Source organism: Burkholderia sp. USMB20 (genome assembly GCF_000949135.2).
GTDB lineage: Bacteria > Pseudomonadota > Gammaproteobacteria > Burkholderiales > Burkholderiaceae > Burkholderia.
Map to the genome: position 1 here is coordinate 28,755 of NZ_JTAN02000005.1, position 16,082 is coordinate 44,836.

The 16,082-nt window shown below is 65.7% G+C and carries 15 protein-coding genes; 8 read left to right on the forward strand and 7 right to left on the reverse strand.

All coding sequences use genetic code 11. The annotated features are described in order from the left end of the window. The first annotated feature begins 44 nt into the window (after positions 1 to 44). Positions 45 to 1,280, forward strand: coding sequence for an NADH:flavin oxidoreductase/NADH oxidase family protein (locus tag PL79_RS07945; RefSeq protein ID WP_044848356.1), 1,236 nt, complete (start codon positions 45 to 47; stop codon positions 1,278 to 1,280). A 36-nt stretch (positions 1,281 to 1,316) separates the two neighbouring features. Here PL79_RS07945 and PL79_RS07950 read toward each other — a convergent pair whose 3' ends face one another. Next, positions 1,317 to 1,640 (reverse strand): hypothetical protein, encoded by a 324-nt coding sequence (locus PL79_RS07950; protein WP_044848357.1) that lies wholly within the window; start codon positions 1,638 to 1,640, stop codon positions 1,317 to 1,319. Positions 1,641 to 2,263: 623 nt separating this feature from the next. Here PL79_RS07950 and PL79_RS07955 point away from each other — a divergent pair. Continuing rightward, positions 2,264 to 2,896: a LysE family translocator gene (locus PL79_RS07955; RefSeq protein WP_044848358.1), complete on the forward strand. Its 633-nt coding sequence runs from the start codon at positions 2,264 to 2,266 to the stop codon at positions 2,894 to 2,896. Positions 2,897 to 3,019: 123 nt separating this feature from the next. Here the strand turns inward: PL79_RS07955 and PL79_RS07960 are convergent, their stop codons facing one another. Both PL79_RS07960 and PL79_RS07965 read right to left on the reverse strand, forming a co-directional pair. Further along, entirely contained in the window at positions 3,020 to 4,648 is a 1,629-nt protein-coding gene (locus tag PL79_RS07960) for an NADP-dependent glyceraldehyde-3-phosphate dehydrogenase (RefSeq protein WP_044848359.1), read from the reverse strand. Between the two features lie 463 nt (positions 4,649 to 5,111). Further along, positions 5,112 to 6,065 carry a LysR family transcriptional regulator gene (locus PL79_RS07965; RefSeq protein ID WP_044848360.1) on the reverse strand — a complete coding sequence of 318 codons (954 nt, stop codon included), beginning with the start codon at positions 6,063 to 6,065 and terminating at the stop codon, positions 5,112 to 5,114. A gap of 227 nt (positions 6,066 to 6,292) precedes the next feature. Between PL79_RS07965 and PL79_RS07970 the strand changes: the two genes are divergently transcribed. Together PL79_RS07970 and PL79_RS07975 are read left to right on the forward strand one after the other, a co-directional pair. After that, positions 6,293 to 7,321: a DUF1338 domain-containing protein gene (locus tag PL79_RS07970; protein ID WP_044848361.1), complete on the forward strand. Its 1,029-nt coding sequence runs from the start codon at positions 6,293 to 6,295 to the stop codon at positions 7,319 to 7,321. 98 nt (positions 7,322 to 7,419) lie between these two features. Beyond that, positions 7,420 to 8,783 (forward strand): IS3 family transposase gene (locus PL79_RS07975; RefSeq protein ID WP_135801001.1). Its coding sequence is split into 2 segments (ribosomal slippage): positions 7,420 to 7,882 and positions 7,882 to 8,783, totalling 1,365 coding nucleotides; the frame shifts between segments, so codons are not numbered across the junction. Between the two features lie 216 nt (positions 8,784 to 8,999). Here PL79_RS07975 and PL79_RS07980 read toward each other — a convergent pair. Genes PL79_RS07980 through PL79_RS36075 form a run of 3 tightly spaced genes read right to left on the reverse strand, consistent with a single transcriptional unit; the run spans position 9,000 to position 9,821 of the window. Next, entirely contained in the window at positions 9,000 to 9,197 is a 198-nt protein-coding gene (locus tag PL79_RS07980; protein WP_044849025.1) for a CsbD family protein, read from the reverse strand. A 55-nt stretch (positions 9,198 to 9,252) separates the two neighbouring features. Beyond that, complete coding sequence (locus PL79_RS07985) at positions 9,253 to 9,597, reverse strand: BON domain-containing protein (protein WP_044849024.1); 345 nt, start codon at positions 9,595 to 9,597, stop codon at positions 9,253 to 9,255. Positions 9,598 to 9,656: 59 nt separating this feature from the next. Continuing rightward, on the reverse strand, positions 9,657 to 9,821 hold the full coding sequence (locus PL79_RS36075) for a hypothetical protein (protein WP_167357956.1): 165 nt from the start codon (positions 9,819 to 9,821) through the stop codon (positions 9,657 to 9,659). Between the two features lie 404 nt (positions 9,822 to 10,225). Here PL79_RS36075 and PL79_RS07990 point away from each other — a divergent pair, with 404 nt between their 5' ends. The 4 genes from PL79_RS07990 (at position 10,226) to PL79_RS08010 (ending at position 15,071) form a co-directional block, all read left to right on the forward strand. Beyond that, positions 10,226 to 11,761 carry a helix-turn-helix transcriptional regulator gene (locus PL79_RS07990; protein WP_044849033.1) on the forward strand — a complete coding sequence of 512 codons (1,536 nt, stop codon included), beginning with the start codon at positions 10,226 to 10,228 and terminating at the stop codon, positions 11,759 to 11,761. A 155-nt stretch (positions 11,762 to 11,916) separates the two neighbouring features. After that, positions 11,917 to 12,108: a CsbD family protein gene (locus tag PL79_RS07995; protein WP_044849023.1), complete on the forward strand. Its 192-nt coding sequence runs from the start codon at positions 11,917 to 11,919 to the stop codon at positions 12,106 to 12,108. Positions 12,109 to 12,536: 428 nt separating this feature from the next. After that, complete coding sequence (locus PL79_RS08005; RefSeq protein ID WP_044849022.1) at positions 12,537 to 13,688, forward strand: branched-chain amino acid ABC transporter substrate-binding protein; 1,152 nt, start codon at positions 12,537 to 12,539, stop codon at positions 13,686 to 13,688. A gap of 210 nt (positions 13,689 to 13,898) precedes the next feature. Continuing rightward, complete coding sequence (locus PL79_RS08010) at positions 13,899 to 15,071, forward strand: NAD(P)/FAD-dependent oxidoreductase (RefSeq protein ID WP_044849032.1); 1,173 nt, start codon at positions 13,899 to 13,901, stop codon at positions 15,069 to 15,071. Between the two features lie 126 nt (positions 15,072 to 15,197). Here PL79_RS08010 and PL79_RS08015 read toward each other — a convergent pair whose 3' ends face one another. Further along, positions 15,198 to 15,770: a PAS and helix-turn-helix domain-containing protein gene (locus PL79_RS08015; protein ID WP_052664858.1), complete on the reverse strand. Its 573-nt coding sequence runs from the start codon at positions 15,768 to 15,770 to the stop codon at positions 15,198 to 15,200. Positions 15,771 to 16,082 lie beyond the last annotated feature (312 nt).

A 16,082-nucleotide genomic window follows, 5' to 3' on the forward strand; every position in this document is an offset into this window, starting at 1 on the left:
ACTTTAAAGTTATGGTTGGGCATCGTCAATCGAGGAAGTCCACCATGAACCTGTTTGCGCCCCTCACGCTGCCCAATGGCGCGGTGATTCCGAACCGGCTCGCGAAGGCCGCGATGGAAGAGAACATGGCCGATGCGGATCACGCGCCGTCCGACGCGTTGCTGCGCCTGTACCAGGCGTGGGCCGACGGCCGGGCCGGCCTGATCCTGACCGGCAACGTGATGGTGGACGGCCGCGCGATGACGGGGCCGAACGGCGTCGTGCTCGACGGCGACGCGCATCTCGACCGCTTTCGGCGGTGGACGCAGGTCGCGCGCTCCGGCGGCGCGCACGTGTGGATGCAGATCAACCATCCGGGGCGCCAGATGCAGGCGGCGCTCGGCCAGACGACGCTCGCGCCGTCGGCCGTGCCGCTCGCGCTCGGCGCGCTGTCGAAGCAGTTTCCGGTGCCGAAGGAGATGACGGAAGCCGACATCGCCGACGTGCAGCAGCGCTTCGTGCGCGCCGCGCAGCTTGCCGAGCAAAGCGGCTTCACCGGCGTGCAGATCCACGCGGCGCACGGTTACCTGCTGAGCCAGTTCCTGTCGCCGCTGACGAACCGCCGGCAGGATGCGTGGGGCGGCAGCATCGAGCACCGCGCGCGGCTACTGCTCGACATCGTGCGCGCGGTGCGTGCGACGGTATCGCCGGCGTTCGTCGTGTCGGTCAAGCTGAATTCGGCCGATTTCCAGCGCGGCGGCTTCAGCGCGGACGATGCGAAGCGCGTCGTCGAACTGCTGAATCCGCTGGGCGTCGATCTCGTCGAACTGTCAGGCGGCAGCTACGAAGTGCCGGCGATGCAGGGCGAGGCGCGCGACGGACGCACGCTGGCACGCGAAGCGTATTTCCTCGAATTCGCACGGGACATCACGGCGGTCGCGGCGATGCCGCTGATGGTCACGGGCGGGATCCGGCGTCGCGCGGTGGCCGAGCAGGTGGTCGCGAGCGGCGTGGCGATGGTCGGCATCGCGACCGCGCTGTCGATCGAGCCGAACCTGCCGCGCGACTGGCAGGCAGGCAAGGACAGCGCGCCGGCGCTGCAGCCGATCCGATGGAAGAACAAGGCGCTGGGCGCGCTGGCGAACATGGCCGTCGTGAAGTTCCAGCTCGCACGGCTGAGCGTCGGGCGGCGCACGCATCCGCGCGTGTCGCCGCTGCGCGCGCTGGTGTCGCAGCAACTCGCCGCGCAGTGTCAGACGCGGGGGTACCGCAAGTGGATGGCGGGGCGGGCGGCGCGCTAGCCGCGCACGCGGCGCGTCGGGCTGCCCGAGGCCCGCTCACACCGGATACGCGTCGTCGACCTTCAGGTTCGCGAGCCGGAACAGCGTGCGCAGCGTCTGCGGATGAATGTCGCGGTGCGCGGCGAGCGACGTCAGCATGAAGTCGAGGACCTTCGCGTAGCGCAGCAGCACGAGGCAGTGCGCGAGATCCGCGTTGCCGCCGCGCATGGCTTCCGCGTAGCTGACCATCCGGGTCGACAGCGTGCGCGCCATCTCGAGTTCCATCTGCTGCTTTTCCGTCCATTCGGGCTGCGGCTGTTCGAGCAGTTTCGCGAGGAAGATCTGGAACGACGTATCGGACGAATTGGGCAGCGCATCCATGATGTGCCTCGCAGCTTGCGTGGATCGTTCGGGCGTATCCGGGGACGGTCCCGATCCGGGTTGGTGTTCGCGCCGATCGTCGGCGCGGCTGTCACTGCAATGCGAATGCAGGTTCCGTACCAGCCCTCGATCCGATTGTTGAGCACTGTTGACGCGGGGCGCGGCAACGGTCATCGCGTCCCGCCGGGACTGGCTTGCACGGAAAATCGGGCAGGGCGCCCATCCGCCGCGCGCGATCGCGGTCGGCCGCGCGACAGGGGCCGGACGGACGAAATGCTTCAGCGATGTAACGTAACGCCGGGTTGAAAACGGTCGAGTGTGTCGATCGACGAAGCGCTGCAAGGTCGCGGAGCATGGGCGTCGGCGGCGTCCCCGCGGCCTCGGGACGGTCTCGTGCGGCGAGCCGCGACGCCACCCGCCGCCACCCGCCGCGCATTGAAGGCGCGCGCCGCATGCGCCGGATGTTTCATATCCGAGACGTTTTTTTCGCGGCCCGCCGGACGCACGTGCAACCGGCGTCACGCGCGCCCTCCAACTGGCCCACCGAATAACCGGACAACTGTTCATGGGCAGCGGCGCCGGGTTCGCGAACAATCACCGCATCATCCCCCGCGAGGTTCGACATGAGCGTCCACGCCTTCTTCTCGGCCAACCTGCTGCTGGCCTACGCGGCTTACTTCGTCGGCACGGGCAGCCCCGGCCCGAGCAATCTCGCGATCATGTCGGTCGCCGCGAACCACGGCCGCAAGGCGGCGCTCGCGTTCGCGCTCGGCGTGATCTCCGGTTCGATGTGCTGGGCGACGGTGGCCGCTTTGGGTGTTTCGGCCGCGCTGCTCGCATGGTCGAAGCTGCTGCTCGCGATCAAGCTGTTCGGCGGCGTGTATCTGCTGTGGCTCGCGTTCAAGTCCGGCCGCACCGCGTGGTCGGCGAAGGCGGGCGCCGCGCTGAAAGCTGCGCCCGAGCAGACGCTGTCGCGCTTCTTTGCGCGCGGCGCGATGCTTCACCTGACGAATCCGAAAGCGATCCTGGTGTGGGTGTCGATCGTCGCGCTGTCGTCGAACGGCGCGGGCGCGTCGCACGGCGCCGTCGTGCCGGGCTGCCTCGCGATCGGATGCGCGGTGTTCGGCGGTTATGCGCTGGTGTTCTCGACGGACGGTGCACGCCGGCTGTACGTGCGCGGCCGCCGCATGATGGACGCGTGTCTCGCGGTGGTGTTCGGGCTCGCCGGGGTCCGGCTGCTCGCGTCCAACGTGTGAGCGAACCCGCCGCGGTCACCGGAACCCGAATCCCGGAACCGCGAATCCCCGAATCCGAAAACAGACGATCCGCCGCGCACACACGCGGCGGATCGTCGATCGCGCCGTCCCGGCTTCAGCGCTTCAGAAGATGAAGCCGGTATTGATGAACTTCGAGTAGTGATCGGACACGATCGAATCGAGCAGCTGCTTGCTGCCGTCGGTCTGCTTCGCCGCGACCATCGAGCGGATCGAGAACGCGCGCAGCGCGTCGCTCACCGACAGCGTGCCTTCCGCCGAATCCTTGCGCCCGGCGAACGGGAACACGTCCGGCCCGCGCTGGCACTGGCAGTTGATGTTCACGCGGCACACCTGGTTCACGAGCGGATCGACGAGCGCGCCGATCTGCGCCGGATCGGAACCGAAGATGCTGACCTGCTGCCCGTGCTCCGAGGTCGTCACGTAATCGAGCGCGGTTTCCACGTCGTCGAACGGCGCAACCGGAATGATCGGCCCGAACTGCTCCTCGCGATACAGCTTCATCCCTTCGGACACCGGATACACGACGGCCGGGTAGAACAGCGTCTTGCTGAACTCGCCGCCCGAGTGGTTGACGACCTGCGCGCCCTTGGCCTTCGCGTCGTCGATCGCGTCGGTCATGTACGCGGTGCGATGCATGCCCGGCAGCGGCGTGATGCTCACGCCTTTCTCCCACGGCATGCCGATCTTCAGCTGTTCGAGCGCGGCGGTGAAGCGTTTCAGGAATTCGTCGACGATCGAGCGGTGCACGAGCAGCATCTTCAGCGCGGTACAGCGCTGGCCGTTGAACGACAGCGCGCCGAGCAGGCACTCCTTCACGGTGAGGTCGAGATCGGCGTCGGGCAGCACGATCGCCGCGTTCTTCGCGTCGAGGCCGAGGATCGCGCGCAGCCGGTGCGACTTCGGATGCTGCTTCTTCAGGTGATCGGCGACCTTGCTCGAACCGATCAGCGCGAGCACGTTGATCTTGCCCGACGCGAGCATGTGCGGCACGACCACCGCGCCCGGCGCGTAAATCGTGTTGATCACGCCCTTCGGGAACGCGTCGCGGAACGCCTCGAGCAGCGGCTCGAACAGCAGCGTGCCGTATTGCGGCGGCTTGAACACCACCGTGTTGCCCATCAGTAGCGCGGGGATCAGCGTCGCGAAGGTCTCGTTCAGCGGATAGTTGTACGGCCCCATGCACAGCACGACGCCGAGCGGCGTGCGGCGGATCTGGCCGATCGTGCCTTCCGCGATCACGAAGCGCGAGTTCGCGTTGTCGAGCTCCTTCAGCGCGTCGATCGTCTGCGCCATGTACGTGACGGTGCGGTCGAACTCCTTCTGCGAATCGGCGAGGCTCTTGCCGATCTCCCACATGATCAGGTTCACGACCAGCTCGCGCTGCGCGACCATCCGCTTGATGAAGTCCTGCATGCAGGCGATGCGCTGCTCGACCTTCATCGTCGGCCACTCGCCGCGGCCCGAGTCGTACGCGCGCACCGCGGCGTCGAGCGCCGCGTCGCTTTCCGTCTCGCCCATCACCGGATAGCTGCCGATCTCCATCTGCGCGACGCTGCCGTCCGGCTGGCGCACGCACACGGGCGACAGCACGGTCTTCGTCGTGCCGTCCCACGGACGCAGCTCGCCGTCGACCAGCGACACGCGCTGGTGGATGGGGGCTGCGAGCCGGAACTCGGCGGGGATGTCCTGATAGGCGGGAAACAGCTGCTGCAGGGAAGCGGAATCGGGCATGACGGTCTCGTTTGACGGGGGTGTCCGGTAAGGACGGGCGATGCGGAATCCTGAGCTGAACGATCCTCGATCCTGAATCGGCATGATGACGCGCGGACGACGGGACGTCACGCGTCGGCATGGCTGAAACGCGGAATGGAACCAGTTCCATTAAAAAGGAACGCCGAGCCGATTGCAAGATTTGCCGAATGCCATCGCACCGCGCGTAAACAATTTGAAGGATTGTGTCCGAATGGCGGGTATAAGCCGTTCGGTGCGTACGCAAACGTTTCACTTCGGCCGCATTGAGCGGATAATGACCCGGCGCGGCGAAGAAAAAATTGCCCGGAACCTGAGAGAAAACAGACGCAGTGAAGAAAAGAGAGAAGGTCCGCCGCGCTGCCGAAGCGAGGTCGGCTGCCCGGAGCGCCGGGTCGGGGTTGCCCGGCTCGGCGCGCACCGGACCTCCGGTGACGCGTCGCGATCACTCGACGTCTTCGTCGTCCTCTGCATCCATGTCATCGTCCTCCCTGTCCCGCCCCGGCGCCGCATACGCGCTCGCCTGTTCCAGCAACCACGCCCGAAACGATTCCAGCGGCTTGCTGTGGCTGAACTCCGTCGGATACACGAGGTAGTACGCCGAATCGCCGACCGTCGCCGCGTCGCACGGCACGACGAGGCCGAGCTGCTGCAACTGTTCCTCGACGAAGAACTTCGGCACCAGCGCGACGCCGAGCCCGGCCGCGGCCGCGCTGATCAGCATCGTGTGCAGCTCGTAGCGCACGCCCTGCATCGTGCGGATGTCCTCGACGCCGTGCGTCTCGAACCACTGCGCCCACGCGCCGGGACGCGTGGTCGAGTGCAGCAGCGGATACGCGAGCAGATCCTCGACGCGTTCGACCGGCCCGTCGAGCAGCGCCGGCGAGCAGATCGGCACGACTTCCTCGCCGAACAGGTAGTCGGACGACGTGCCGGGCCAGGTCGGCTTGCCGTAGTGGATCGCGGCCTCGAAGTGGGTGTCCTCGAACGAGAACAGGTCGGTGCGGCTGCCCATGTTCACGCGCACGTCCGGCGTGCGGTCGTAGAAGCTCTTGATGCGAGGAATCAGCCAGTGCGACGCGAAGGTCGGCAGCACCGCGAGTTCCAGGTAGCCGCCGCCGCTGCCGTGCGCGATGATCGACAGCGTGTCGCGGTCGAGCGCCTCCAGCGCGCGCCGCACCTGCGTGCCGTACAGCTTGCCGGCGCGCGTCAGCACGACGCGCTGCTTCACGCGCGCGAACAGCCGCACGCCGAGGCTCGCCTCGAGCGTCGCGATCTGCCGCGATACCGCGCTTTCGGTCAGGAACAGCTCCTTGGCCGCGTGCGTGAAGCTCTCGTGGCGCGCCGCGGCTTCGAAAGCCACGAGCGCACCCATGTTGGGGATCTTGAATTTGCGCATGATGCTCGTTTTGTCTGACGAACGGACCGGCCCGCGGCGGGCCGTCGGACGCGTGTGGGGATCGCGAATAATTCCAAAAACTCATCACGTGTCAATTTAATCTCGCTTTACGCCCCGCTGCAACCCTTTGAATAATGCATCCCACGCAAGGCCAGGCGCCCGCTGGGCGGCCGGCCAATCGAGTTGCCGGCACGTTTGCCGGCGGTCCCCCGAACACGAGAATCCTGATGCGCAATCCGAATATCGAGAGCTTGCTGACGAAGCTGCTGGGACAGGCGAAGACCGACGCCCTGTTCGCGACCCTGAACATGCCGGCCATCCTCGACGAATGGGAAACCGACGTCGTCACGCGCGCGGAAATCGCGCAGGCGATGAACATGGCGCTGTTCGAAGGGCTGCTCGAACGTTCGGCGAACGGCCGCGCGTATACGGCCGATGCCATCGAAAACGGCGGCTCGGTCTACTTCGACCACGGCGCGCTGCGCACGGTGCGCTGGCCGCACACGGGCGCGCTGCCGCCGGGCGAGGCCGCGTTCACGCGCATCCTGCGTCCGCTCGGCTTCCGCCTGAACGGCCGCTATCCGCTCGACAAGCTCGGCATGACCGGCCGCGCGTATGCGCACGAAGACGCGCCGGACGAGATCGCGCAGTTCTTCGTCAGCGAACTGCATCCGGAGCGCTTCTCGAAGGAATTCCAGCAGGCCGTGACGAACGTCGTGAGTTCGTCGCGCGATCCGCTGTCGCCGGCGGCCGTCGCGCTTCTGTGGGAGATCGAGCGCGAAGGCTGGCTGTCGCTCGACGCCGCGCATGCGCTGCTGCCCGAGATCGTCGGTGCGTTCGCGCGCCAGCACGACCTGCCGAACGAACTCGACTACGAAACGCTGCTGCTCGAATCGGCCGAGATGGCGTGGATCGCGACCGAAGGCAACGCGTTCAACCATGCGACCGATCGCGTGGCCGACGTGTTCAAGCTGTCCGACGACGAGAAGGCGAAGGGGCGGCCGATGAAGCCGGAAGTCGAGCGCTCGCGTTCGGGCCGCGTGTTCCAGACCGCGTATCGCGCGGACATCGTCGAGCGCGAGTTCCGCACGCGCGACGGCGGCACGGTGAAGCGCAACGTGCCGGGCTCGTTCTACGAGTTCATCACGCGCCGTCGCACGTTCGACCAGGCGGCGCGCCGCTGGGTGACGGACCTGCGTTTCGATGCGGGCAACGCGCAGGGCATCTTCAAGATGACGGTGAACGCGGCGAAGTAAGCGCGACGCCGCACGAAAAAAACGGGCCGGTGGCTGAGCATAAGCCACTGAACTGCACCCCAAAAGTTGGACTAGATCCAATCTTTGGGGTGTTTTTCATGACGAAGTACGACGAACGTTTCCGGCATCGAGTGGTTCAGGCGTATCTGACTGGAGAGGCAGGTACCAGGAGGCTTGCGCATCGGTTCGGTGTGGGCAGGACGATGATCCAACGTTGGGTGGCGAGCTATCGTGAGCATGGCGAAGAAGGGTTAAGCAAGAAACACGGCCATTACGACGCGCGATTCAAGCTATCAGTTCTCCAGCAGATGTGGCGCGATGAGCTGTCATATGCACAGGTGGCGGCGGTATTCGGTGTCCGCAACGAGCGAAGCATTCCGGTTTGGGAGCGCCTGTATCATGAGGGCGGTATAGAAGCCTTGACGCCTCGTCGCCGAGGGCGTCCCCCCAAGATGACCACCTTACCGCCACCGAAGCCTACCGACGATGCCGCGCAGAAAGAGCCGACCCGCGAGGAGCTACTCAAGGAAATCGTGTACTTGCGCGCGGAGGTGGCGTACCTAAAAAAGCTCGATGCGCTGCTGCAATCAAAGAAGCAGGCAGCGCCCAAGAAAAAGCGCAAATAGTGCGTGAGCTCAGGCAGTGCTATCCGGTAGCCGCGCTACTGAAGGCGGCAGGTCTGGCACGCAGCACGTTCTATTACCAACTCAAGGCATTGGATGCAGGCGATCGGTATGCGGATCTCAAAGCGAAGATCCGAACCGTGTACGACCACCATAAGGGCCGTTACGGCTATCGGCGAATCACGGCAGCGATCCGGCAGGCCGGACATGCGATCAACCACAAGACCGTACAGCGGTTGATGGGACAGCTGCAGTTGAAATCTCTGGTGCGTCCGAAGAGATATCGCTCCTGGCGAGGCGAAGTCGGCCGTGTTGCCCCGAATCTACTGCGGCGCCAGTTTGATGCTGAACGCCCGAATCAGAAGTGGGTGACCGACGTGACTGAGTTCAATGTTGATGGCCAGAAGCTGTATCTGTCGCCGGTGATGGACTTGTACAACGGGGAAATCGTCGCTTACCAAATGGATGAGCGGCCGAGCTTCCAGTTGGTCAGCGGTATGTTGAAGAAGGCACTGGCCAAGCTCGATGATGAGGGGCGGCCGTTGCTGCATTCGGATCAAGGTTGGCAGTATCAGATGCCCGCATACCGTCGACTGTTGATGCAGCACGCGCTCACCCAGAGCATGTCGCGCCGAGGCAACTGCCTCGATAACGCAGCAATGGAGAGCTTCTTCGGCACGCTGAAGTCCGAGTGCTATCGGTTGACTCGCTTTGCAAACGTGGAGCAGTTGCGAGATGCATTGAGCCGGTACATCCATTACTACAACCACGAGCGCATCAAGCTCAAATTAAATGGGCTGAGTCCCGTGCAATACAGAACTCAGCCCTCGGCCGCCTAGGCTTCAACCGTCCAACTTCGTGGGGTCAGTTCACACCGGCCCGTTTGCGTTCAATGGGCGCCGCGATCGTCAGAACAGGTGCGTCACCAGATAGAACAGCAGCAGCACGCCGATCGGTACGCCGAGCAGCCAGGCGATCAGATACTTGCCCATGTCGTTGTCCTCTTCATGGCCGCGACGCGGGATGCGCCGCGGCGGGGTGAGACGACCGGCGCGTTACAGCTCGCGATCGAATTCCTTCAACTGCTTCTCGGCTTCGTCGCGCGCAATCCCGTAACGCTCCTGGATCCTGCCGGAGAGGTAGTCGCGGTTGCCTTCGGCGACCTTCAGGTCATCGTCGGTCAGCTTGCCCCACTTCGCCTTCATCTTGCCGGTCAGCTGCTTCCATTGACCCTTGATCTTGTCCTCGTTCATGATGCGCTCCTGTCATAAGGGGAGAAAAAAGTGCGGCACGCGGCCGCGTGATAGCTCAGGCCTTCGCCTTCAGGCCGGCTGCGTCGACGTGCTTCACGCCCTTGATCGAGCGCGTCGCGGCGACGGCCTTCTTCACCGCGATCCTCGACGGCAGCACGCCCGTCAGCGTGACGACGCCGTCGACCGTCTTCACGCTGATGTGCGTACTCTTCACGCCCTCGGTGGTCGCGAGTTCGCTCTTCACCTTGGTCGTGATCCACGTGTCGGTGACGGGCTGGTTCGATTCCGTTTTCATGCCTTCGTCGGACGACGATGCCTGTGCGTTCGTGAGCGGGGCGGCGCAAAGCAGGAACGCCGCGCTGACGGCGAGTAACGCCGACAGGTTCGAGGTCTTGTTCATGGGATGTGCTCCTTCGATTGACGTGATGGATGGGCGAGTCGGTGCAGGCGCGCCGCGCGTCATCGCGCGATCGGCGTGTCGTAGCCAGGCTCGCGCGGCGGCATGTCCGGGCGCGGCACGTCGGGCGGCAGCGGCACCGGCGGATCGGTGCCGGGCGACGGTTCGGGCGGATTGTCCGGAGCCGGCTCGGGCCGCGTCGGATCGGGTGTCTGATGCAGCTTCATCAGTTGGTCCTCCTCTGCGGTATGGAAGGGCAGCGCGTGAGCGCCGATGCAGTACCAGCGTACCGGCGCGAACGCACGCGGGCATCGCGCAAATTCACCGGATCGGCTAGTGCGTTTGCACGGGGACGGAACGGGGAAGCGGGAACGGGAAATGCGTCGTGACACGCGCGATGCGGGACGACAGGCGCGGGAGGTGCGCCGCGCGCCGCTTGGCGGGATGGCGCACGCAGGCGGCGCGGCATGCGAATGTACTATTGCGCAGGGTGCATCCGCGCCTCTCGACCGCGTCGACCGCACGCGATCATCGCGGCGCGCGCCGGCCGCACATGTCGGCGCTTATCGGCGCTTATCGGCGCGGCGGCGACCCGCCCGGCAACAATATCGACCACGTGGATCACCGATCAATGGACGAACGAGTCAACGAACAGGTGCTCAAGTCGCATACCGACCGGCGCCAGTTGCATCAGATCATCGCGGGGCTCACCGAGGGCGTGATCCTCATCGAACCCGACCAGCGCATCGTATGGGCGAACGAGGCCGCGCTCGCGATGCACGGCGTGACCGAGCTCGACGCGCTCGGCGCGGACGTCACCGAGTATCGCGAGCGCTTCCGGCTGCGCTACCGGAACAACCGTCCGGTGCGCGACGGCCACTATCCGATGGACCGCGTGATCGCGGGCGAGGAGTTCAGCGACGTGACGGTCGAAGTCGAATCGGCGGCCGACGAGAACGTGAGCTGGGTCCACCGGATCCGCAGCCTCGTGCTGACGAACGCGGCCGGCGAGCCCGACTGTCTCGCGCTCGTGCTGCACGATGCGACCGAATGGGCGAGCGCCGAGGACCGCTTCGAGCGCACGTTCAACGCGAACCCGGCGCCGGCCGTGATCTGCCGGCTCGACGACCTGCGCTACGTGAAGGTCAATCAAGGCTTCCTCGAGATGACGGGCCATGCGCGCGACGACGTGCTCGGCCGCTCCGTCTACGAACTCGACGTGCTCGAACAGGCCGAGCGGCGCGAACTCGCGATCGAGCGGCTGGGCGAGGGCGCGACGATCCCGCAGATGGAGGCCGTGCTCAAGCGCGCGGACGGCGGCACGAAGGCGGTGGTGGTCGCCGGGCAGCCGATCGACATGAACGGCGAGCCATGCATGCTGTTCACGTTCATGGATCTCGAGCCGCGCAAGCAGGCCGAGCTCGCGCTGCGGCAGAGCGAGGAGCGCTTCGCGAAGGCGTTCCGGATGGCGCCGGTCGCGACCGCGATCGTCACGGCCGACGGTTTCGTGCTGCTCGACGTGAACGACGCGTTCGTCGGGATGGCCGGCCATGCGCGCGACGACCTGCTCGGCAAGTCCGCGGACGAGATCGGCCTGTGGGCCGAACGCGGCGCACGGCAGTGCATCGACACGCAACTCGCGCGCGACGGCAACGTGCGCAACGCAGATGTGCAGATCCGGACGCGCGACGGCGACGTGCGCGATTGCGTCGTGTCGGCCGAGCCGGTCGCGATTCACGGGCAGGATTGCCTGCTGATCGCGCTGCTCGACATCAGCGATCGCAAGCGCACCGAGATGGAACTCGTCTATGCGATCGAGACCGCGATGCAGGATGCGTCGTGGTTCAGCCGCACGCTGATCGAAAAACTGGCGAACGTGCGGCGCGCGAATGCGCCGGACGCGGGCGCGCAGTTGTCGGACCTCACCGCGCGCGAGCGCGACGTGTTCGACCTGCTGTGTCACGGCCTCGCCGACAAGGAGATCGCCGGCCGTCTCGGGCTCGCGCCGAACACGGTCCGCAATCACGTCGCGACGATCTACGCGAAGCTCGACGTGCATAGCCGCGGGGAGGCGATCGTGTGGGCGCGCGAGCGCGGGATTGTCGGCACGTCCGACGCGAACGGTGCGCGAGGCGAGAAAGCTGCCGACAAGAACGGCAAGAACTGACGCCGGCCGTCGGGCCATCGGTGCGAATGCACCATGCAGGCTGGTGCATCCGCATCTGCCGCGCGCGGCGCGCGGCTGCGATCCTGTCCACTCGGCGGTGCGGCGCGGGCTGCCGTGCCGTCGTCTCTCTCCCCAACTCATCGCAGGAGACGACCATGGACAGGAATCGCATCGAAGGCAAGCTCAAACAGGTGAAGGGTTCGGTCAAGGAAGCGCTCGGCAAGGTGACGGGCGACCGCGAGACGGAAGCGGAAGGCGTGGCGGAGCAGCAGGCCGGCAAGCGTCAGGAGCAGGCCGGCGAGGCGGCCGATGCGGAGCGCAAGCAGACGGGTACCGACCGGCATTGAGCGGCACCGGGCGTCATTGATCGAATCGCGCGATGTGCGCTGCGTTGCCGCCGTGTGGCACGGCGATGATTCTCCATCGGCATGACCCGACGCGGCCTTGGGGCAACGGTACGTGCGCGCATCCCGCTCGATGCGTTTGCTTCCAGGCCGCCGTCGCACGGGCCGCGGATCGGTGGCACGGGCACTTGATGACAATTCCTCACAACATAGTTCCGATATTTCGTTTGCTGCACGCGTATTGGCTACCCACAATCGGTTCACCTCTTTCGCGCTGACAGGTTCCCCGGAGACGGAACCGCGGTGATCGACCGGCAGGCGATGCGCCATCGGCGCCGCCCCGGCGACAAAAAAATTCACCGGCACGCGGGAGGTCGCCGGCGCGCGATGGTCGCGCGTCGCATCCCGACCCACAGAAGAAGGATTGGCCGATGACGTTCCGCATTCGTTCGCTTTCCGGCATTGCATTGACCGCCGCGATTCTCGCGTTCCAGACGGGCGCGGCCCATGCGCAGGAAACCGTCGTCAAGGTCGGCGTGGCCGTGCCGCTGACCGGCGGCGGCGCCGCGTATGGCAAGGACATCGAGAACGGCGTGCGCATGGCCGTCGACGAGGCGAACGCCGCGCACCCGACGATCGGCGGCAAGCCGGTGAAATTCGTCGTCGCGTCGCAGGACGACCAGAGCGATCCGCGCATCGGCGTGCAGGCCGCGCAGCAGCTGACCGACGCGCAGGTGGCCGTCGTGGTCGGCCACTTCAATTCGGGCACGACGCTGCCCGCGTCGAAGATCTACGCGAAGGCCGGCATTCCGATGATCACGCCGTCGGCCACCAATCCCGACATCACGCGCGCCGGTCTCGGCACCGTGTACCGCGTGATCGCGACCGACGCGCAGAACGCCGGCAATGCCGGTGCGTATGCGGCGAGCGTGACCAAGGCGAAGCGCATCGCGATCATCGACGACCGCACCGCGTTCGGCCAGGGCGAAGCCGACGAATTCGAGAAGGCCGCGAAGGCGAACGGCGGCACGATCGTCGCGCGCGAATTCACGAACGACAAGGCCGTCGACTTCAGCGCGCAGCTCACGAAGATCAAGAGCACGAATGCCGACCTGGTGTTCTTCGGCGGCCTCGACGCGCAGTCGGCGATGCTGGTCAAGCGCATGCGCCAGCTCGGCATCCGCGCGCAGTTCCTGGCCGGCGGCGGCGTGATGAACGCGAACTTCATCAAGCTCGCGGGCAATGCGGCCGAAGGCGCGTCCGTGTGGGAATACGGGCAGCCGCTGTCGCGTCTCGCGAAGGGCAAGCAGTTCGAAACGAAATTCAAGCAGAAGTACGGCGTCGACATGCTCGCGTATGCGCCGTTCGCGTACGACGCGACGTGGATCGCGATCAACGCGATGCAGAAGGCGAACTCGACGAAGCCGGCCGATTTCAACGGCGCGCTGAAGGGCACGCGCTACGACGGCATCACCGGCACGATCGCGTTCACGAACACGGGCGACCTGAAGAACCCGAGCTCGACGCTGTATGAAGTGAAGAACGCCGCGTGGCAGCCCGTCACCACGCAAACGGCGGACTGAGTACCCGAATTACCCGAACGCGCGCGGACTTTCGCGGCGCGCCCGGACGTGCTGAAATAGCCAGAGCGATCGGATGCGATCGCGGCGCATGTCGGGGCGATTCGCCGGGTGGTCACGGTCCGCCGCGCACGGCGCCGCGCGCGACGCGGCACGAACAACCTTCGGGCGCGGCCGGCCGGCCGCGCCTTTCACGTGCAACTGGAGTCAGTCGTGAGTTCTCAAGTCGTCATCGTCGGCGGTGGTGTGATCGGCAGCTCGATCGCCTATTTCCTGCGTGCTACCGATCCGACGGTGTCCGTCACCGTCATCGAACGCGATCCCACCTATGCGAAATCGTCGTCGGCGCTGTCGGCCGCGTCGATTCGCCAGCAGTTCTCGACGCCGCTGTCGATCGAGATGTCGCTGTTCGGGATCGACTTCCTGCGCACGATCGGCGAGCGGCTCGAGGTCGACGGCACGCGGCCGTCGATCGATCTGCATGAAGGCGGCTACCTGTTTCTCGCGACGCCGGCTGGTGACGCGACGCTGCGCGAGAACCATGCGCTGCAGACGCAGCTCGGTGCCGATATCCGGTTGATGGATCGCGACGCGCTGCGCGCGAAGTTTCCCTGGCTGAACGTCGACGATCTCGTGTCGGGCGCCTATGGCGCGAGCGGCGAAGGGTGGTTCGACGGTTACGGGCTCGTGCAGGCGCTGCGCAAGAAGGCGCAGGCGCTCGGCGCGCGGTATGTGCCGGCCGATGTGACCGGCGTCGTGCGCGATGGTCGCAAGATCACGCACGTGGTGACGAACGACGGCGAGCGCTACGCATGCGACACGCTCGTCAACGCGGCCGGTGCGTGGACGCGCACGCTGTCGTCGATGATGGGCATCGACATTCCCGTGTACGCGCGGCGTCGCAGCATCTTCAACGTGTCGTCGCCGGCGAAGCTCACCGATTGCCCGCTGCTGATCGATCCGACCGGTGTGTATTTCCGGCCGGAAGGGCGCACGTATATCTGCGGGACGTCGCCGAGCCCCGATCGCGACCCGGACGACCTGCCGCTCGACGAGGTCGATCACGACCTATTCGACGAGGTGATCTGGCCGACGCTCGCGAATCGCGTGCCGGAGTTCGAAGCGCTGCGCGTGGAGAATTGCTGGTCCGGGTACTACGAGTACAACGTGTTCGATCACAACGCGATCATCGGGTATCACCCCGAGCTCGCCAACGTCGTGTTCGCGAACGGGTATAGCGGGCACGGGCTGCAGCAAGGGCCCGCAACCGGGCGTGGGGTGAGTGAACTGATCCTGGGCGGGCGATATGAATCGCTCGACCTGTCGTCGCTCGGCTGGGAGCGTGTGCTCGAAAACCGGCCGATCGTCGAAAAGAACGTCGTGTAGCGCGGCGTGACCGCCCGGTGTGTGGTGGGCGGGATTCTCCTTGTGTCTCAATCTGATTGGCCCGGCTTTGCCGGGCTTTTTTTTGTCTGAGCGGGAGGCCGGAGGCGTCGTTCCGGCACGTGCGCTTCACGCCAGCAAGCAAGCGATCAGATCGTGCGTTGTGCGCACCTCGTACTTCCTCAACAAGCTCGCACGATGAATATCGACCGTGCGCGGGCTGATGTTCAGCTCCTTGCCGATTTCCTTGCTGGTGAGCCCGTGAACCAGGAATGCCGCGACGTCGCGCTCGCGATCGGTCAACGTGCTGGCGACGTCGGGATGCTTCGCGTCGCCCGACAGGTCGGTGAAGGTCCAGACGGCCAGCTCGAAAGGCCGCTTCGGGTTGTAGCCGAAGCCGCACACGGTGACCCAGAAATGGCTGCCGTCGACGCGGCGCATGATGCGATCGTCGCTGAACCCCGCACGCTTCGCGAGCAGCGGCGCGAGGCGACGGCCGGTCGTCGCGAAGTCCTTCTGCTGCGGATACAGCTTCGCGAACGACTGGTCGATGATGTCGTCGCGGGTCGCCCTGAACAATTGCAGCGCCTTCTCGTTGCAGTCGATCATGATGCGCTCTTTCGCCACGATCGCGGCGACGGGAAGATGCCTGAAGAGATCTTCGTAGTCGAGGCTTGGCATCGTGTCGGTCATGTTCGGCATCGGGTCGGCGGCTCCGAACCGTGTTCGGACCCAGGCTATCGGGCAGGTTCGCTCCTGTCGGATTGTAGCCGTAGCGCTTGCAGCACATTCAACCGACGTGAAAGACGCAGCAGTCGTGCCCTTCGCCCGCGCACCGGAGTTCGGCCGAATGCGCACGCGGGCCCCTGCTCGCCGTGTCGGGCGCGGTGTCGTTGACCCAGTCCATTGCGCCGGCGAACCAGCCCGCGAACATGTAGCAGAGCTTGCCGTGCTTGTCGGGCTGGGCCAGCACGAAGGACGAGTGATGCAGATGGATGCGCGCGTGCGACGTCG